Source organism: Microtetraspora sp. NBRC 13810 (assembly GCF_030268685.1).
Taxonomy (GTDB): domain Bacteria; phylum Actinomycetota; class Actinomycetes; order Streptosporangiales; family Streptosporangiaceae; genus BSRQ01.
This window is the reverse complement of the sequence record NZ_BSRQ01000007.1, coordinates 83726-101761: the sequence shown is the minus strand read 5'-3', so window position 1 is coordinate 101761 and position 18036 is coordinate 83726. Positions and strand designations below refer to the sequence as shown.

General features: G+C 73.4%; 16 protein-coding genes. 13 read left to right on the top strand and 3 right to left on the bottom strand.

What is annotated here, in order from left to right:
• Positions 1-156: 156 nt before the first annotated feature.
• The 3 genes from QSK26_RS16050 to QSK26_RS16040 all read left to right on the top strand — a co-directional run bounded on the left by QSK26_RS16050 (position 157) and on the right by QSK26_RS16040 (position 4757).
• Positions 157-2220: an ROK family transcriptional regulator gene (locus tag QSK26_RS16050; RefSeq protein WP_285775936.1), complete on the top strand. Its 2064-nt coding sequence runs from the start codon at positions 157-159 to the stop codon at positions 2218-2220.
• A 136-nt stretch (positions 2221-2356) separates the two neighbouring features.
• Entirely contained in the window at positions 2357-4177 is a 1821-nt protein-coding gene (locus QSK26_RS16045) for a glycoside hydrolase family 99 protein (protein WP_285775935.1), read from the top strand.
• Positions 4178-4364: 187 nt separating this feature from the next.
• Positions 4365-4757, top strand: coding sequence for an ACT domain-containing protein (locus QSK26_RS16040; RefSeq protein WP_285775934.1), 393 nt, complete (start codon positions 4365-4367; stop codon positions 4755-4757).
• Positions 4758-4873: 116 nt separating this feature from the next.
• Here the strand turns inward: QSK26_RS16040 and QSK26_RS16035 are convergent, their stop codons facing one another.
• Positions 4874-5710: a YybH family protein gene (locus QSK26_RS16035; protein WP_285775933.1), complete on the bottom strand. Its 837-nt coding sequence runs from the start codon at positions 5708-5710 to the stop codon at positions 4874-4876.
• Between the two features lie 229 nt (positions 5711-5939).
• On the opposite strand from QSK26_RS16035, the gene QSK26_RS16030 reads away from it, so the two are divergent.
• Together QSK26_RS16030 and QSK26_RS16025 are read left to right on the top strand one after the other, a co-directional pair.
• Positions 5940-6239 (top strand): hypothetical protein, encoded by a 300-nt coding sequence (locus QSK26_RS16030; protein WP_285775932.1) that lies wholly within the window; start codon positions 5940-5942, stop codon positions 6237-6239.
• Positions 6240-6459: 220 nt separating this feature from the next.
• Entirely contained in the window at positions 6460-7443 is a 984-nt protein-coding gene (locus QSK26_RS16025) for a helix-turn-helix transcriptional regulator (protein WP_285775931.1), read from the top strand.
• Here the strand turns inward: QSK26_RS16025 and QSK26_RS16020 are convergent.
• A complete protein-coding gene (locus tag QSK26_RS16020) occupies positions 7440-8318 on the bottom strand; it encodes an NAD(P)-dependent oxidoreductase (RefSeq protein ID WP_285775930.1) in 879 nt (292 codons plus the stop codon). The two genes, QSK26_RS16025 and QSK26_RS16020, sit on opposite strands and share 4 nt — an antisense overlap.
• Positions 8319-8413: 95 nt before the next feature.
• Between QSK26_RS16020 and QSK26_RS16015 the strand changes: the two genes are divergently transcribed.
• Positions 8414-8767 carry a winged helix-turn-helix transcriptional regulator gene (locus QSK26_RS16015; protein WP_285775929.1) on the top strand — a complete coding sequence of 118 codons (354 nt, stop codon included), beginning with the start codon at positions 8414-8416 and terminating at the stop codon, positions 8765-8767.
• On the opposite strand, the gene QSK26_RS16010 is transcribed toward QSK26_RS16015, so the two are convergent.
• Positions 8755-10167, bottom strand: a complete 1413-nt coding sequence (locus tag QSK26_RS16010) for a sulfatase-like hydrolase/transferase (protein ID WP_285775928.1) — start codon at positions 10165-10167, stop codon at positions 8755-8757. The genes QSK26_RS16015 and QSK26_RS16010 overlap by 13 nt on opposite strands.
• A 448-nt stretch (positions 10168-10615) precedes the next feature.
• On the opposite strand from QSK26_RS16010, the gene QSK26_RS16005 reads away from it, so the two are divergent.
• From QSK26_RS16005 to QSK26_RS15980, 7 genes are all read left to right on the top strand, one after another.
• Positions 10616-10777: a hypothetical protein gene (locus tag QSK26_RS16005; protein WP_285775927.1), complete on the top strand. Its 162-nt coding sequence runs from the start codon at positions 10616-10618 to the stop codon at positions 10775-10777.
• The gene (locus tag QSK26_RS42115; protein ID WP_502888709.1) at positions 10708-10869 is read left to right on the top strand and encodes a methyltransferase family protein; all 162 of its coding nucleotides are present in this window, start codon (positions 10708-10710) and stop codon (positions 10867-10869) included. The genes QSK26_RS16005 and QSK26_RS42115 overlap by 70 nt, the downstream gene beginning before the upstream one ends.
• Positions 10870-10951: 82 nt before the next feature.
• On the top strand, positions 10952-11302 hold the full coding sequence (locus QSK26_RS16000) for a methyltransferase (protein ID WP_285775926.1): 351 nt from the start codon (positions 10952-10954) through the stop codon (positions 11300-11302).
• A gap of 111 nt (positions 11303-11413) precedes the next feature.
• Entirely contained in the window at positions 11414-13363 is a 1950-nt protein-coding gene (locus QSK26_RS15995; RefSeq protein ID WP_285775925.1) for a vWA domain-containing protein, read from the top strand.
• Between the two features lie 101 nt (positions 13364-13464).
• Positions 13465-13839: a YbaB/EbfC family nucleoid-associated protein gene (locus QSK26_RS15990; RefSeq protein WP_285775924.1), complete on the top strand. Its 375-nt coding sequence runs from the start codon at positions 13465-13467 to the stop codon at positions 13837-13839.
• Entirely contained in the window at positions 13836-14150 is a 315-nt protein-coding gene (locus tag QSK26_RS15985) for a hypothetical protein (RefSeq protein WP_285775923.1), read from the top strand. The genes QSK26_RS15990 and QSK26_RS15985 overlap by 4 nt, the downstream gene beginning before the upstream one ends.
• A 59-nt stretch (positions 14151-14209) precedes the next feature.
• The gene (locus QSK26_RS15980) at positions 14210-18034 is read left to right on the top strand and encodes a WXG100-like domain-containing protein (RefSeq protein ID WP_285775922.1); all 3825 of its coding nucleotides are present in this window, start codon (positions 14210-14212) and stop codon (positions 18032-18034) included.
• The last annotated feature ends 2 nt before the right edge of the window (positions 18035-18036 follow it).

The window sequence follows — 18036 nt, the reverse complement described above, 5'->3', positions numbered from 1 at the left end:
AGGGGCGGGACGGGTGACCCGGTGCACTCGGGCGATGTGACGAACATGTAAATCCATTGGATTGATTTACGTCAAGGCCCTAAAACGGGACGGATGCCGTCCGCCCGCTCCGCCGCCGGGAGGCCGCGACGCCGGTGGCGTAGTACTTTTGGGGTGGTGGACGACCGCATGCCCGACGTGGACGGAGGGAGCAGGCAGGTGCCGACCGACCCTGCCCCGCTCGACCCTGCCCAGCTCGACGAGGCCGGCGTCGTGGCCGCGACCCTGGCGGGCCCGCCGGCCCCCGCCCGCACCTGGTCGGCCCGCGACCTCGCCGACCAGCTCGGCGTCTCCGCCAAGGCCGTCGCCGGGGTGTGGCGCCGCTGGGAGATCGGCCACGGCGACGGCGGCCTGACGATGGTGCCGGCCGACCCGCCCTACCCCTCCTCGCGCGGCGAGCTGCTCGGCGTCTGGGCCGACGGCGACACGGCCCTGGTGGTCCTCGGCGAGAGCGCCCGCCCGCGGGGGCAGCGGGGCCGCGCCGCCGACAACGAGGAGCGGCGTTCCATCCACACGGCCCTCGCCGCCCAGCTCGGCCGCGTGCGCGACGCCCTGGCCGCGGGCACGGCGGAGGCCACGCGAGGGGCCACGCGAGGGGCCACGCGAGGGGCCACGCGAGGGGCCGCGCGGAAGGCGGCGGACCAGGACGGCCCCGCCGCCCTGGTCGCCTCCGTCGCCGAGCACCACCCGGACAGCGACCTGCACGTCATCGCCTGGGGCGGCGGTTCCGGCACCCCAGGCGGCGGCCCGGCCCGCTCCTGGCACCGCGCGGGCCGGTCGATGAGCTGGACCGGCACCGCGTGCGCGATCGTCCTGGCCGAGCTCGACCAGTTCCCCGGCCGGGTCAGGCCGGTGCTGCGCGCGTTCACCGAGGCCGCGCGGGTGTACGCGGACGCGCCGCGCGGCGCCTTCGCCTGGCGGCGGCGGGAGCCCGCCGAGCAGCAGGCCCAGGCGCACCCGAGCCCGCGTGCCTTCAACCAGCTCGCGCTCGGCTCCTACAACGAGAAGCTGGTGATCGAGAGCATCCGGCAGGCCGTGACGCTCAGCCGGGTGGAGATCGCCGAGCAGACCGGGCTGACCCCCCAGGCGGTGTCGCGGATCACCCGCAACCTGCTGACCTCGGGCCTGCTGGCCGAGGACGCCCGCCAGCCCGCCGGCGCGGGCAAGCCGCGGGCGCCGCTGCGGCTGCGCCCCGACGCCGCGTCCGCCATCGGCATCCACCTCGACCCCGAGATGATCACAGTGGTGGCCGTCGACCTGTGCGGCGACCTGCTGGACCAGCGGCAGCTCCCGCTGGGCGAGCGGCCCGACCCGCGGTGGTGCGTCGAGCAGATGGCCCGCCTGGCGCTCGAATCCGCGCGGGCCGCCGACTCCGAGGCGTTGCTCGGCGTCGGCGTGGCCGTGCCGGGCCCGCTGGACACCCGTGCCGGGCTGCTCCTCGACCCGCCGCTGTTCCGGAGCTGGAAGCACGTGGCGCTCAAGGCCGAGCTGGCCGAGCGGCTGGACACCCCGGTGATCGTGGAGAAGGACTCCACGGCGGCGGCGATCGGCGAGCGCTGGCTGGGCGCGGCCGACCGCGCGGGCGACTTCGTCTACCTCTACCTCGGGGCCGGCGCGGGCAGCGGGGCGTTCCTCAACGGCGACGTCTACCGCGGCACCACGGGCAACGCGGGCGAGGTGGGCAAGCTCTGCGCGATCGAGGCGGGGCGGTTCACCGAGGAGGGCGGGCCCGCCCGGGTGCCCGAGTGCGCCCCCATGTCGGCGGTCGTGGACCGGGCCAGGGCCGCCGGGATGATGGTCCCGCAGGGCGACGGCGGCTACGAGTGGGTGTGCGCGGCGGCGGCGCGCGGCGACCGGCGGGCGATCGGGGTGTTCGAGGAGGTCGCCAGGGTGCTGGCCCTCGGCGCCGTCGGGCTCGTCGACCTCCTCGACGTCGAGCTGCTGATCATCGGCGGACCGGCCGTGCTGCCCTCGGTGGCCGGCATCTACCGCAGGGAGATCGCCGCCGCGGTCAACCGGTTCCCGCTGGCCAGGCACGTGCGCGAGGTGCACGTCGCGCAGTCCCGGCTCAACCAGGCCGCGGCCGCGGTGGGCGCCGCGTCCAGCGTGTTCCACGAGGCGTTCACGCCCAGCCTGGGCGCCCGGACGCGGATGGCCCGGCGCGCTCCCGGCTACGTGTGACCGAGGGGTCCGCCCCTTCCCGGAGATCCGCCGAGCATTGACATAGTCAATCCATTGGATTTACATATCCGTAACCCGCCGCGCCCCGAGCAGGTGGCCCGGCGCCTTACCCTCACCCCCCACCCGAAGGCGAATCGTGGACCAACGCCGCAAACCCCTCCTGGGACTGACTCTCGTCTTCTCCCTCCTGACCACGGCCCTGGGCTGGTCGTCGGCCGCCCCGGCCCTCGGCGCGCAGGCCGCCGCCGCCCCCACCGTGAAGAACAAGGTCTACGCCGGATACCAGGGCTGGTTCAACGCCCCCGGTGACGGGTCGCCGATCAACAACTGGCGGCACTGGGCCGGGTCACAGCCGTCGCCCGGCAACCAGACCTTCGAGCTGTACCCCGACATGAGCAGGTACCCCGCCTCCGCGAGATACCCGACCGGGTACGCCGCCCTCGGCAACGGCCAGCCCGCCACGCTCTTCTCGTCCTATCCGGCCGCCGTCGTCGACCAGCACTTCCGCTGGATGAGCGACTACGGCATCGACGGGGCCGCGATCCAGCGGTTCGGCAGCGACATCTCCGACCCGGCCGCGCCCCGCGCGCTCGTCCGCAACTCCGTCACCACCAAGGCCAGGGACGCGGCCGAGAAGTACGGCCGCGGCTTCTACATCGAGTACGACGTCAGCGGCCTGACCGACGCCAACGTGGAACAGGTGCTGCAGACCGACTGGACGAACGTCATCACCGGGCAGCTCCGCCTGACCGAGTCCCCCGCCTACGCCAGGGAGGGCGGCAAGCCCGTCGTCGAGATCTGGGGCTTCGGCTTCACCAACCGGCCCGGCACCGCCGCGCAGGCCGAGCGGGTGGTGCGCTGGTTCAAGAGCCAGGGGTTGTACGTCATCGGCGGCGTGCCGCGCGGCTGGCGGACGGACGCGGACGCCAAGCCCGGCTTCGCTCCGGTCTACCGGGCGTTCGACATGCTCTCGCCGTGGATGGTCGGCAGCAGCGGGGACAACGCCGCCCAACTCGCCGCCGACCGAGACGCGCTCAACGCCACCGGCCAGGCGTACCAGCCGGTGATCTATCCGGGTTTCGCCTGGTCCAACTGGAAGGGCGGGCCGCGTAACGAGATCCCGCGCCGCAACGGCGACTTCCTCTGGCAGCAGGCGGCCAACGTGCGCAGGGCCGGGGTCCCGCAGGCGTTCATCGCGATGTTCGACGAGTACGACGAGGCCACCGCCATCGCGCCGGCCGCCGAGGACTCCTCGCAGATCCCCACGAATCAGTATTTCCAGACCACCGGCACCGACGGCAAGTACGTCTCCTCCGACTTCTACCTGCGGCTCGCCGGCCGGGCCACCCGTATGATCACCGGTCAGGACCCGCTCGTCGCCCAGGTGCCCATCCCGCTCGCGAGCGGCCCGGTGTTCTTCCGCACCAGCGTGGAGAAGGACACCGACGCCCAGCTCACCTGGACCGACACCCCCGGCCCCGGCGGCACGTCCAACGTCACCGGCCCCGGCGGCACCGGCACGCCGTCCCTCGCCGCCGCCACCGGCGAGGACAACCAGCTCGGCAGCACGGCCTTGCGCATCCGGGGCGCCGCGGCCACGACGGCCCACTCCCACGCCTACTTCCAGGCGTTCGACGTCGACATCCCGGTGACCGCGGCGACGAAGCTGTCGTACTCCTTCCTGCCCAAGGACGCCGGTGGGCGCAACGTGTCGGTGGACTTCGTGATGACCGACGGCTCCACCCTGCGCGACAGCGCCGCCACCACGACCACCGGCGTGGACATGCATCCCGGCGCGGCCAAGGGCCAGGTGGGCGCCTGGACGCGGATCCAGAGCGATTTCGGCCCCGCGCTGAACGGCAAGCGGATCGACAGGATCCTCGTCGGCTACGACCGCACCGGCACGTCCGGACCCTTCACCGCCTACCTCGACGACCTCACCATCACCAACTCCTGACCGCCCCGCCCGGGGTGCGGCGCCGCCGTACCCCGGGCGTTCTCCCGGCGGGATGCTTCGGCGCGGGCGCAAGCGTCCGGCTTCTACGTTGGTCCGGCCGGAGGGCATGCCAGGGGCCGCGGTTCCGCGTCACCGTGGCGTCCGCCGGCGGCCGTGACCGTCATCGCCGAACCGGGAGAACCCTGCCATGGACGACCTCACCATCCACCTCGACCACCGGCCCGGCGCGCTGGCCGCGACGGGCGAGGCGCTCGGCGCGGCCGGCGTGAGCATCGAGGGCGGCGGCGTGTTCGCCGTGCGGGGCGAAGCCGTCGCGCACTTCCTCTTCGCGGACGGCGCCGCCGCCCGGGCCGCGCTGGAGGCGGCCGGGATCGCCGTGGGCGAGTGCCGGGTCCCGCTGATCCAGCGGCTCGACCAGGAGACGCCCGGCCAGCTCGGCATGATCGCCCGCATGATGGCGGACGCCGGCGTCGGCATCGAGGTCATGTACAGCGACCACGCCAACCGCCTCGTCCTCGTCGTGGACGACCACGAGGCCGGCGCCGCCGTCTCAGCCGCCTGGAACGCACGCCGCCACTGACCGCACCGCGGAACCGCCGCCGCACCGCTGAGCCGCCACCGGACCGCTGAGCCGCCGCCGGACCGCGGAACCGCCGCCGGGCCGCCGGCGGATCGCACGTCCTTCCGCGTACGCCTCTACGGACGCAGGTCGGTGGCCGCCTTCCCGGTCATGGGGTCCAGGGGGAACGACAGGTGCTGGTGGATCATCAGCCAGGCGCCGTCCCGCTTCTGGAACACCCGGGTGCCGCGCGACCGGGTTTCGACCGTCTCGCCGTCCGGTCCCTCGGCCCGGACGTGGTTGATCCCCCAGGCGACCGCGATGTCCCCGCCGACGCGGACCGACAGGTCGGGGACGTCCAGGTGGACGGCGCCGCCGGTCGATTCGAGGCCGCGCCGGCAGACCTCGCGCACCTCGTCCCGGCCGACGTAGGCGAGGGGCGTCTCGTGTTCGTAGGAGACCACGTCGGGCGCGATGTCGCGCAGCAGCCCTTCGAGGTCCTTCGCGGCGGTGCGGTCCGACCACACCTCGTGCACGGCGCGGACCGCGCCCTCCTCGGCGGCGGTGTCCCGTGGCCCGGAGGTGATCGGGAAGGAGTGGTGCTCGTGCGTGACGAACCAGCGGCCGTCCTGTCTGCGCAGGCCGAAGGTGAGCCGCAGCCGGGCGCCGGGATCGCGGGCGAGATCGTCCGGCGTGCCGCAGCGCAGCAGGGCGTGCGCGAACGCCGCATCCTCGCCGGCGGTGACGTCCAGCGACACGATCTCGAACACCGCCCCGCCCGCCTGCCATGCGAGGAAGGGCGGCCAGGCGTCCCGGTAGGCGTCGATCCCGCGGACCCCGTCAGCCGGCGGCGGGACGTCGAACATCACGATGTCCGCCGAGCGGTCGGCGAGGACACCGTCCAGGTCCGCGCGCCGCACCGCCGCGGCCCATCGCTCGATCAGGTCCCGGATCTGTTCCCGGTCGTCGGACATGTCGCCTCCTGTGTGTTCCGTGCGCTGTCCCGATGACAACCCGCGGCGCCCACGGAACTCATCGCCGGTCCGCGCAGGACTCTCCCGCGTGTCGCGTGCCCTCCGTCCCGCTTCACGGGCGCCTGGCCGCAACCGGCCCTGAATGGCATTCTCCGGCCGCCGGAAAACGTTGCCCCATTCGCATTTCCCCTTGCATTCTTTGATGGGGATGAGGAAATCGAATTTCGCGATGGGAGAAGATATTTTGTCAGCCGTACGCAGGCTTCTGGCCGTGGTCGCGTTCGCCGGGGCCTCCGCCCTCCTGGGGGCCGCTCCGGCGCTGGCCGACCCTTACCCGCCGGGCACCGTGCCCCCGCTGCCCGTGCCGGCGGGGTATGTCTTCGAAAGCCGGGTCGTCGGCTCGCCGGCCTGTTCCGCGCGGGGCGAGCAGGGCAGGTCCGAGGGCCGGTGGGTCGCCTACGTGTGCCGGGCGGCGCCGCATCCGATCCTCGCCCCGGCGTTTTACTGGGATCTGTACGTCCAGAGATGACGGGAAAAGCGCTTCCCGGAAAAACGTGACGAAGACACGCCCCGCCCTCGGGGGAAGCGAGGGCGGGGCGACTTCTTGATCACAAGACGTCTGAGCGCGGGAGAAGGTTCACCTCCGCCGGCCCCGGTCACGTCAGAAAGCGAAATCGTGACCATGGCGAAGACGCCGGAGGGCCCTCCGCCGGTTCGGGTCCCCGGCGGAGGGCGGCAGACTTCTCGGTATGCGCGCGAGCCGTCTGGTGTCGATCCTGCTCCTGTTGCAGACCCGGGAGCGGATGACCGCACAGGAGCTGGCCGCCCGGCTGGAGGTCTCCGAGCGGACCATCTACCGCGACGTCCAGTCGCTCAGCGCGGCGGGCGTCCCGGTGTACGGCGAGGCCGGGCACGAGGGCGGATACCGCCTGGTCGAGGGTTACCGCACCCGGCTGACCGGGTTGACCACGGCCGAGGCCGAGTCGCTCTTCCTCACCGGGCTGCCCGGCGCCGCCGACGATCTCGGGCTGGGCGAGGCGGTCGCCGAGGCGCAGCTGAAGCTGATGGCCGCGCTCCCCGCCGAGCTGCGCGAGCGCGCCGGGCGGCTGCGGGAGCGGTTCCATCTCGACACCCCCTCCTGGTACCACGACCCCGACCCCACGCCGCACCTTCCGGCGGTCGCCGACGCGGTGTGGCACCAGCGCCGCCTCCGCCTGAGCTACCGCCGGTGGGAGGCCCCGCACGAAGTGACCCGGACGGTCGAACCGCACGGCGTGGTGCTGAAGGCCGGGAGGTGGTACCTCGTGGCACGCCGGGCGGAGGGGTTCCGCACCTACCGGGTGTCGCGGATCCGCGAACTGGAACCCCTGGAGGAGACCTTCGACCGGGCCGAGGGCTTCGACCTGACCGGCTACTGGCGGGCCTACCTCGACGACTTCGACACCCGCAGGCACCGGGACCGGGCCGTGCTGCGCCTGTCACCCGGCGGCCTGCGCCGGCTGCCCGACCTGGCCGAACCGGCGGTCGCGCGCGCGGCGCGGGAGACGGCGGAGCGGGACCCGGACGGCTGGACCCGGGTGACCGTGCCGGTGGAGTCCCCCGAGCAGGCGGTCCGCGACCTGCTGCGGCTGGGGCCGGACGCCGAGGTCCTCGCCCCGGCCGGGCTCCGCGCCCGGATGGCCGAGACGCTGGCCGCGATGTCCCGGTACTACGACCGGGACCGGGATTCCTAGCGGGTGAGCAGGTCCACCACGCCGGTGGTGTCCTCGTCGCCGTGCCCGTCGGCGACACGGCGCTCCATCAGCTTCATGAACGGGGTCAGCAGCTCGGCGCTGACCCCCTGCTCCTGCGCCGTGCGCAGCAGCGTCGTGTTGCCCTCCGTCATCATGGCCAGGTTGGAGGCCACGCCCGTGGTGTAGTCGCCGCTCTCCAGGTGGCCGGCGATGCCGTACGCGTAGCCGGCCATGGCGTTGAGCCAGCCGACGAGCAGCGGGGCGAACGCGGTCGGCTCGATGTCCTCCTTGCGGATCAGGGCGAAGGCGTGCGAGACGCCGGCGAACATCCCGGTCATCGCGCTCAGCAGCGCCACGTCGTACAGGGCGGCGAAGCCGGCGTCCTCGCCGACGTACCTGGTGCCGGCCGGTACGGCCAGCGTGTCGCCGTGCGCGTCGAAGAGGGCGCGGGATCCGCTGTAGAAGACGTAGCCGCCGGACTCCGGGACGCCGATCATCGGCGGGACGGCCATGATCCCGCCGTCCAGGAAGCGGGCGCCCCGCTCGGCGGCCCACCGGGCGCGGGCGCGGGCCTGGGCGGGCGTGCCGGTGGTGAGGTTCACCAGGTCCTTGCCCGCGAGGTCGGCCCCGGTCAGGGCCTCGCCGACCGAGGCGTCGTCGAGCAGGCAGACGACCACGAGAGGGCTCGCGGCCACCGCCTCGGCGGCCGTCGCGGCGACCTCCGCCCCCTCCGCGGCCAGCGGCCCGGCCCGGCCGGGAGTGCGGTTCCACACGGTGAGCGAATGCCCGGCGGCGAGCCACGTACGGGCGAGCGCGGTGCCCATGGCGCCGAGTCCGAGCAGGGTGAGAGACGTACCGGAAGTGTTGTCGGTCATGCCTATTATGCTGGTCACAGGCCCCGAGGTGATCAAGTACGCACTTTGGAGTGGGTGGTTACCCCGGGGTGAGTGAGCGGGCGGGAGGGGTGGTCATGGCGACCGTGGGGCGGCCGGGCGCGTTCGTGTGCGGGATCGACGCGGCGATGGACCTCATCGGCGGCAAGTGGAAGGTCCTGATCCTCTGGGCGCTCAACGAGCGCGCGTGCCGCTTCGGCGAGTTGCGCAGGCTGGTGCCCGGCGTGACGGAGAAGGTCCTCGCCTCGCACCTGCGCGAGCTGGAGGCGGACGGCCTCGTGCACCGCGAGGTGTTCGACGAGGTGCCGCCCCGGGTCGAATACTCGCTGACCTCCCGCGGTTACTCGCTCAACCAGGCGCTGGCCCCGCTCGGCGCGTGGGGCACGGAGCACATCCTCGGCGGCGTGGCGCACGCCCGTCAGGCGGGATAGGGCAGCAGCGTCCCGTCGATCTCCTCCCACCGGGCGCGCAGCGTGGCCAGCAGTTCCGGCTCACGCCGCGCGAGGTCGGCCTGCTCCCGCTGGTCGCCGGCCAGGTCGTAGAGCGCTTCGCCGGCGGCTGTGCGCAGGTACTTCCAGTCGCCGCGGCGCAGCGCCCGCGCCGCCCTGGTCCGCCAGAACAGGTCCCGCTTCGGCGGACGTGCCCCCGTGAGCAGGTAGGGGAGGAGGCTGTGGCCGTCGAGCGGGTGGCCGGCGGGCGGCCTCACTCCGGCGGCCTCCAGGATGGTCGCGGTCCAGTCGTGGGTGACGACCGGCACGTGGCTGACCTGGCCGGGGCGGATCGCGGCCGGCCAGCGCAGGATGTTCGGCACCCGGATGCCGCCCTCGTTGAGCCCGCCCTTCGCGCCGCTCAGCGGCCACTGGTAGGACCACCGCTCGCCGCCGTTGTCGCTGCTGAACAGCACGATCGTGTCGCGCTCCCGGCCGGAGGCGCGCAGCGCGGCCAGCACCCGCCCGACCGCCGCGTCGAGGCTCTCCACCATCTTCCGGTAGGTCTCCAGCGAGCCGCCGTCCCGGTGGCTGAGCGCGCCCGTCTCACCCGCCCGCATCCGCGCGGTGATCTCGGCGCTGACCTTCCGGTCGCCGGGCGCCTCCCAGGGCCAGTGCGGTGTGGTGAAGTTGAGGTTGAGCAGCCACGGCCTGCCGTGGTCGCGCCGGACGTACTCGGTGGCCCGGTCGGCGAGCGTGTCGGTGTAGTAGCCCAGGGACTCGACCGGCACCTCGCCCTCGTAGAGGTCGACGCCGTTGGCGGAGATCTTGGAGTAGTAGTCGACGGCTCCGGACAGGTTCCCGAAGAAGACGTCCCAGCCCGACTTGAGGGGGCTGTACCACGGCAGGAAGCCGCAGTGCCACTTGCCGAACATCGCCGTCGCGTAGCCGCCGGCCTTGAGCAGGGAGGCGAGCGTGGGATGGCCGGGCGGGATGCCGACCTGCTCGTCGGGCCGGCTGATCGGCTCCTCCAGGCCGCCGCGCAGCCGTCCCGGATACCTTCCGGTGTAGAGGGCGAACCTGGTGGGGGAGCAGACCGCCGCCGCCGAGTAGCCGTTGGTGAAACGGAGCCCCTGGGCGGCCAGCCGGTCCAGGTGGGGGGTGCGGATCCCGGGGGAGCCGTAGCTGCTCAGGTCGCCCCAGCCCAGGTCGTCGCCCAGGATGACCAGCACGTTGGGCCGGGCCGGGCGGCCCGCGCCGGTGTCGGCCCGGAACTCCCGCTCGGCGGCCTCCGCGCCCGCCGCGCGGGCCGGCAGCACCGCGCCCGCCGCCGCCGCGGCGGCCACCGTGCCCACGGTCGCGGCGATCCTGCGCCTGCTGATGCCCTGACCCTCGCCGTCCATACGCCCTCCTAGACATGCTAAACCCGTAGGAATAGTAGGAAATAGTAAGGATCATGGCAATGGCCTCTTCTCCGGCCGTGAAGCCCGCCACGGCCCGGGAGACCCGCTCAGTCGCTTCCGGTCCGGTCACAAGCCGCCCCTGGGCACGTGGTCGCCCGACGCGGTCGTCCTCGCCGGACGCGAGGGCTGGTCGCGAGGGCTGGTCGCCGGCGGGCGTGCGGTGGGTGCTCGACGAGGGCCGGCAGGTGATGACGGCCCTGTGCGACCGGATCGCGGAGGCGTCCGCGGGGAACTGATCGTCCCTGGACCCCCGGCCGCCCGTGCGCTTGAGTGGGATCACGTGCGAGCGTCCTCCGGCGGGACGGCGGATGGCGGCCGCCGTACGGCCGGCCACCCCGGTGACCGGCCGTGCCCCGCGTCCCCAGACCAGGCGGAAGGTGACGGTTCCATGGAAACCCCGCACGGCCCCCGGCACGACGGCGAGTCGCTCGCGGTGCGGCTCACCGAGCACGCGCTGGCCTACATCCACTCCGCGGCGCTGTGGCCCGCCTCGGCGTGGCGGACCACCTCGCGGAAGGCCCGCGCACCGCCGAGGAACTCGCCGCCCTGACCGGCGTGAACGCGGCCCACCTGCGACGGGTCCTGCGCCCGCTCGCCACCCGGGCGTGTTCCACGAGGAGGACTCGGGCGCCTTCCGGATGACCCCCGACGCCGAGGCGCTGCGCTCCACCGGGCCGGCCTCCCTGCGCGACCACCGCCCGCCCGCCGCCGAGCCGGCCGGACGGTGGCGGGCCGAGCACGGGGACTTCTTCACCGCGGTGCCGCCCGGCGGAGATGTCTACCTGCCAAGCGGATCCTGCACGACTGGAGCGACGAGGACTGCCTGCGCATCCTCGGCAACTGCCGCGCCGCCATGCCCGCCGGGGGACGCGTGCTCGCGATCGACTCGGTCATCCCGCCGGGCAACGCGCCGCACCCGGGCAAGACGCTCGACGTGCTGATGATGGCCTCGCTGAACGGCCGGGAACGCGGCGAGGACGACTTCCGCCGGCTGCTCGCCGCGGCCGGCCTGCGGGTGACCGCCATCGTGCCCACCCCGTCCACGCTGTCCGTCGTGGAGGCGGTCGCCGCATGACCTGACCGGCGGAGATACCTCACGGGTATGCCGCCAGACCAGAAGGGACTTTGCGGCTCCGGGACCGGGCTGAGGATCATGTGGGCTCCCTATGGTCGTCAGGAGCGATGGATGAAACCCAGTCCGACCGTTCTGCGGGCCTTGGTGGCGGTCTCCGTGTCCGTGACGGCGGGATGGGCCGCGCCCGCGGCAGCCGTGGCGGTCGCCGCGCCTGAGCCGGTGCCGGTGCCGGTGCCGGTGCCGGTGATGATTGTGCTGGACGCGTCCGGGTCGATGCGGGCGGAGGCGGGTGGGCGAAGCAAGATGGCCGCGGCCAAAGACGCGGTGGACGCCCTGGTGTCACGCGCGCCGGAAGGCGCCAGGCTCGGCCTGACCGTGTACGGCACGGGCACCGGCAGCGCCCCCGCCGAGAAGGCGCGGGGATGCGAGGACGTCCGGGTGGTCCGGCCGGTCGGGACCGACCCGCGGGCGATCGGCAGGGCGGTGCGGGACATCCGGCCGTCCGGCTACACGCCGATCGGCCAGGCGTTGCGGGTCGCGGCGGCGGCGCTCCCGGCGGAGGGGCCGCGCTCGATCGTGCTGGTGTCGGACGGGGAGGACACCTGCGCGCCGCCGGAGCCGTGCGAGGTGGCCGAAGAGCTCGCCGGGCAGGGGGTGGACCTGCGTGTGCACACGGTCGGCTTCGACGTGGACGCCGCCACCCGGCGGCAGCTCACCTGCGTCGCCCGGGCCACCGGCGGCACCTACACCGACGCCCCGGACGCGGCGGACCTGAGCGCCGCGCTGGGCCAGGCCGGCGCGCGGGCGCTGCGCGACTACGACCCGGCGGGCACCCCGGTCGAGGGCGGCGCGGACCCGGCGACCGCCACTCCGCTCCGGCCCGGCGCCCACCTCGATCGCCTGGGCCCCGGCCAGGCGAAGTACTACAGCGTGGAGGTCCCGGCCGGCTACACGGCGTACGCGACCGCGTCGTTGATCCTGCCGTTGCGCAGGAGCGAACTCCTGCGCATCACCCGCTACGCCGCGGAGGGGACGGAGTGCGTCTGGAGCCAGGAGGTCAAGCACGCGGCGGGGTTCGTCGGCTCGGCGGTGATGTCCTGGCCGGTCCGGCGGGACCCGGCGGGCGCCCCGGTGTGCGAGCGGCCGGGCAGGCAGGTGCTGAGGGTGGAACGGCTCGGCACGACCGCGGTCGAGGAGGGGCCGCTGGAGTTGCTGTTCGGCCTGGAGCCGCCGCTGCTCGACCGGCCCAGTCCGGCGCCCCCCGCCCCGTCCACCCCGCCGGTGACCTTCACCGAGCCCGCCGGTCAGCCGCGGCGCGTCCTCGGCGGCGGCTCCTTCGGCGCCGCGGCGACCCTCGACGGCTCCGGCGTCTACACCGACACCGTCCAGTACGGCGAGATCGTGTTCTATCGGGTGTGGGTGGGGTGGGGGCAGGGGCTCGCCTACCGGGTCCGGTTCCCCGACAGCCCGGGACGCGCGGCGACCATCGTCCGCGCCACGACCTACAACCCGTTGCGCGACGAACTCCGCTGGGACCACGAGGTCTACGGGGAGAGCCCGGTCAAGCTGCCCCGGGGCAGCGACGCGATCATCACCTACCCCGTCCACTACGACAACCGCCGATCCTTCGTGCGCGACCCGTACCGGCTGCCCGGGTGGTACTACATAGCCGTCGGCAACGGGCAGGAACGCGACCGCGAGGACGCCGGCTCGGCCGAGATGCGCCTTGAGGTGTCGGTGGCGGGCGACCCGGAACCCGGCCCCCGCTACGCCGCGGTCCCCGCGGACATCCTGGGCTCCGCCCCGGCCTCCCCACCGGCGTCGCCGGGCGCTTCCCCGCCCGCGTCGCCCGGCGCGTCCGCCCCGCCGTCCGGGCGCGAACCCGCCTCAGGCGGCCCGGCCTCCCGTGAGCCGGCGCCCCCGCCCCCGCCGGCCGACGCCGCCGCCGGCCCGCTGTCCCTCGTCTCCGGGGCGGGCCCCGCCGTCTGGGCGGGCGTCCCCACGGCGCTGGCCGTCGCCGTCCTGCTCACGGTGCTGCTCGTACGGCGCCGCCGCCGCTGATCCGGATGCTCACCACGGAGGCGACCGTCCGTCACCTCCTCCTCTCCCGTCACCTGAGTGCCTTAGGATTGTGCTCGCACAGCACTGAGGAGTGATACCGGGTGGACGAGTTCCGTGCGACGTTCGACGAGCTCTCCCAGGAGTACGAGGAGCAGGCGCGCCGGGTCAGGGAGGCGTACGGCCGGCTCGGGGAACTGGAGGCCACCGCGCGGTCGGCCGACGAGATGGTCACCGTGAAGGTCGGGCCGCGGGGGAAGGTGCTGAGCATCGAGCTGAACCCCCGGGTCTACCGCAGGCTGGCGCCGTCCGAGCTGGCTCAAACGATCATGGAGCAGATCGACCGGGCCGCCGCGTGCGTGGCGGACCGGACGCGCGACCTGATGGCGCCCCTGCTGCCCGACGGCGTGCCGTACGAGAAGATCCTCGGCGACGACATGGACATCGACGCCTTCCTACCCCGGCCGAGGGCGCTGTGAGCGAGACGGGCGAGCAGGGTTACACCGCCGGGTGGGCGGACCTGCGCAGGGAGAGTTCCGTCATGCGGGAGGCCAGGGACGGGGCGGCGGCGGTGCGGGACGCGCTTCGCGCGGCCCTCGACCGCGACCGGGCCGCACTCGGCGACGACCAGTACGGCGCCGAGCTGTCCAGGCGCCTGCCCGGCATCGAGCAAGGGATCTTCGACGCGTTCGACGCCTATCTCGGCGAACTCGACGGCACGGGCGCCGGCCTGGGCATGAACGCGATCAACTACGAGACGGCGGAGCGGTACAACCAGGTGGGAGAGTGATCGGAACTGATCCTCTCCCCCGGCGGTGACGGCCGCCGGTGGCGTTCGACGGATGCGTCGTGCCGGAGGCGCTCCGGCCGTACATCGACTGGGTCACCGGGACGGCCTGGCCGAAGGGGGACCCGCAGGGCTGCTTCCGGATGGCCGACGCGTGCGTGACCGCCGCGCACCAGGTCGTGGCCGGTACCGTCGCGGCGGATCCCGGCACGGCCGGGCTGGTCGGTGAGCGCTGGAACGGCGCGGCCCAGGAGGCATTCGTCCAGCACGTCCAGCAGACGCTCGGCGGGCGCCGGGCGGAGCTGGTCAGGCGGCTGATCGACGCCGCGATCAGCCTCAACGGCATCGGGGTGACGATCCAGCACGCCGAACGCCTGATCACCATCACCGTCCTCTTCCTGCTGACCACGCTCCCGCTGGTGATCTTGCACGCGCCGTGGCTGCTCCGGAACTTCCTGCAGGTCGCACGGCTGAGCGCAGAGCGCATTATGATCAACACGCTGATCCTGATGGCGGTGTTCGCCGGGGTCGGCGGCGGCCTGGAGTACCTCACCCAGCGCTCGCAGATCGCACCGGGCGGCGGCGGGCGGCGCGACGCCTACGACTGGGAGCAGGTGAGGATCGGCTTACGCGACGGCGCGATCAACGGGCTGCTGACCGGGCTGCTGGCCGGCGGCCTGGGCCGGCTGGCGACGCCCGCGCTACGCGCCGGCGTCGCCCGTACCGAGGCCGCCTTCGGCGAGAAGGTGCTGGCCTTCCTGACCGGCACCGCCCCCGGCCAGATGCTGCAGTACGGCGTCGCCGGCGCGGCCACCACCGCGCTCAGCCTGACGATCGACGGCCGCCCGCTGGACTGGGACCTGATCCTCAAGGGCGGCACCGCCGCGATGTTCGGCGCCGACGGCCAGCACCTGGTCACCCCTCACCTGACCGGCCCGCACACCGGCGGAGCGACACCTCCGCACGGCCCCGGCCGCGCCCCCGAAGCCCCCGGCGGCGATCCAGGCGGCCCCGCCAATGTCCCCGGTGTCCCCGGCGGCGACTCCGCCGCGAGCCTCGCCCGCGTCGCCCCGGCCGCGGACGTGCACGGCGTAGCCCCGGACGCGAACGTCCCGCCCGGCCGCGATCCGCACGCCGGTGACGGGCGCGCGCCCTTCACCCGGTCCGACCCGGAGAACCCGTCCGGCGTCCGCGGGCACGTCGACCTCGGCACCACGCGTGACCCGCGCGGGGACCGCGTCACACCACGCGACACCGCCGGGACCACGCCATCCGGCGTCCAGCACGTGAACCCCCGCCTCGCCGACGCCGATCCGGCCGGCGGCCGGCAGACCCTCGACCCGTCCACCGGCCGGGACCCGGTGCCTGCCGACGCGTCCCGGCAGGGCAACCGCATCGACGCGCACATCAACGGCACCCCGGACGCCGTTCCCGGCCGGCACAACGACGTACGGACCTTCGTGCCGGACCCGCGCACGGCCTACCAGATGCCCCCCGGCCTCCACGAGACGCGCCTGCTCTCCGCCAGCGTGGACAGCGGGATCACGCACCGGATCACGCTCCCGTCCGACCACAGGGCCGTGCCGGAGGCCCACCCGAAGGTCCAGTTGATCGGGTTCAAGGACGGCACGGACGCCGTGTACAAGGATCTGGTCAACACGGAGGCCCGGGACGCGGAGTACTTCGGGGCGAAGCTCAAACGTGCCGCGGGCGCCGATGTCCCGCCCGTGGTGCCGCACGGCGAGCGCGGCGTGTACGTCCGCCTGATCGACGGCCGGGAGCCGCGCCTTCCATGGGACGGCCAGCACCCCTGGTATGCCGGACGCCACGAGCGGACGGCGAGCGGAGTGCTCGCCGGCCTCGGCTACGCCCTCACCCTCGACCACGACGGCAAACCGTCCCACATCAGGATCGGCGACGAAGGCGTGGTCAGGACCTTCGACAGCGACATGGCGTTCCGCGCACTCCTGCCAGACCAGAACAACCCGTTCGTGCGCAGCTTCTTCGACGGCGACAGGTTCGTCGACAACCCGCTCACCAGGGGCGACGTGGACCTGGTCCGCTCCAGGATCTCCGCGTTCGAACGCGAGATGCGCGTCGCCGGGCGGGGCGACTGGTTCGACAACGCCATGACCATGCTCGACCACATCGAGAAGCACGCCAAGGGGAAGGTCTCGATCTTCGACCTGCCCGGCGACGCCATCGTGCCGCCCGTCGCCGACCGCCGCACCGCCGTCGACAGCACCGTCGACCCGCCGCCCCAGGGCGCCCGCCCGGACGCCGCCGACATACCCGCGCCGCGCAGCGTCGACCTCGACCCGGCCACCCGCGAGCCGCTGCTGCCCGTGCACACCCCGGCGGAACTCGCCCTGCTGCGCGGCGACCTGGCGAACACGATCCATCCCGACACGGCGTTGCGACCCGCCCAGTGGGAGGCACAGCGAAGCGAGAGCCCCACGCGGGCGAACGGCGATCCCGACCGCACCGGCCGCGTGTACGTGGAGAGGCGGCAGATGCTCGTCGAGGGCGCCGACGGCGTGCGGCACAAGGTGACCGAGTTCGCGGTGACCGTGCGGTACCGGGCCGACGAGGGGGTGTGGCCCCAGCATCTGACCAAGATGATGTCCGACGCCATGGACGGGGTCGACCTGCACTACAACTTCCAGCACCGGCTCGCCGACGGGTCCCAGTTCCACGTGCGCCTCAGCTTCGAGGAAGCCCCACCCCATGCGCCGCGAAGCGCGTACGTGCTGATGTCGGACGGCTTGGGGCAGGCGGACTCCGGCCACTGGTACCTGAAGTTCGATCCCGCCGCCGTCGTCCACGTGGACCCTTCCATCGTCGCCGCCCACGAGATCGGCCACCTGCTGGGCCTGCCGGACGAGTACCGCGTCTACAACCTGGCGGACCACCAGACGATGACCGCGTCCGGAGTCCGCAGCGAGCGGTCCATCATGTCCGGCCCCTTAGAGCAGCGGTGGTCCAGTGGCGACATGGTCATGGATCACCTTGGGAACGTCGTGTACGACATCGTCGGGTTCACCGACGGCAACCTGGATAACATCAGCCGGTTCCTGCCGGAACTGCCGGAGTTCACCCCGGGGTCCGCGCCTCCGACGGCACCCGGCGGCGCCGCCCACCGGGGGAGGCTGGATCTGGTGACCGGACGGTTGATCGCGCCCGGCCCTCTCAGGTCGCTGATGCGGGACTTCGACGCCGGGAGCCTGGACGTCGTCCAGATCATCGACCGGGCTGAAGCGATCTTCGGGGACCGGGTCCGCGAGTCCATGCTGAACAGCGACTACATGCACTACGGCCGCGCGCTCACCGACACGGCCGAGCACTTCTACGGGCCCCAGCGGAACATGCTGCTGGGCAACGACCTCGCCCGGCTGCACGACCTCGCGGAGATGCTGGGCGCCGCGCCGGGCGGCGACCTGCCGGCTCCCGGCTTCGTCATCTCCCGGCTCCAGGATGAGCTGGGAGTCCAGGCGGTGGAGCCGCGTGTCGTCGAAGGGCTGGCCAGAATGGCGGAATGGGTCACCGAGACCGGCCGCAGGCAACCGGGCGACACCGGATTCATGCCGCTCGACCGGCTGGCGGCGGACCTCACGAACCAGCCGCAGGGAGCGAAGGCGCTGCTCCAGGCCGCGCACCTCTTCTCCGACGCCGCCGAACAGTCGAGCCGCATGGCCGAAGGACGCGGCATGGTGGACTACGCCGCCGCGGACGCGCGTCTCGCCGATGTCATTAAGGACCACATCGCCAATAACGACCCGCTGGTCTTCTGGGACGTCGTCTCCGCGATCGAAAAGGAGGCCACGGCCCGCGAGTCAGCCGGGTCCTCCTCCGCCAACCACGGCCAGGAGACCTCCACACCTCCCTGACC

Excerpts from the sequence above, each read along its gene's own strand:
- QSK26_RS16040 (WP_285775934.1), top strand. The coding sequence starts at position 4,365 with ATGGACGACCTCACCATCCACCTCGACCACCGGCCCGGCGCGCTGGCC.
- QSK26_RS16035 (WP_285775933.1), bottom strand. The coding sequence starts at position 5,710 with ATGTCCGACGACCGGGAACAGATCCGGGACCTGATCGAGCGATGGGCC.
- QSK26_RS16030 (WP_285775932.1), top strand. The coding sequence starts at position 5,940 with ATGGGAGAAGATATTTTGTCAGCCGTACGCAGGCTTCTGGCCGTGGTC.
- QSK26_RS16015 (WP_285775929.1), top strand. The coding sequence starts at position 8,414 with ATGGCGACCGTGGGGCGGCCGGGCGCGTTCGTGTGCGGGATCGACGCG.
- QSK26_RS15995 (WP_285775925.1), top strand. The coding sequence starts at position 11,414 with ATGAAACCCAGTCCGACCGTTCTGCGGGCCTTGGTGGCGGTCTCCGTG.
- QSK26_RS16005 (WP_285775927.1), top strand. The coding sequence starts at position 10,616 with ATGGAAACCCCGCACGGCCCCCGGCACGACGGCGAGTCGCTCGCGGTG.
- QSK26_RS16025 (WP_285775931.1), top strand. The coding sequence starts at position 6,460 with ATGCGCGCGAGCCGTCTGGTGTCGATCCTGCTCCTGTTGCAGACCCGG.
- QSK26_RS16020 (WP_285775930.1), bottom strand. The coding sequence starts at position 8,318 with ATGACCGACAACACTTCCGGTACGTCTCTCACCCTGCTCGGACTCGGC.
- QSK26_RS16010 (WP_285775928.1), bottom strand. The coding sequence starts at position 10,167 with ATGGACGGCGAGGGTCAGGGCATCAGCAGGCGCAGGATCGCCGCGACC.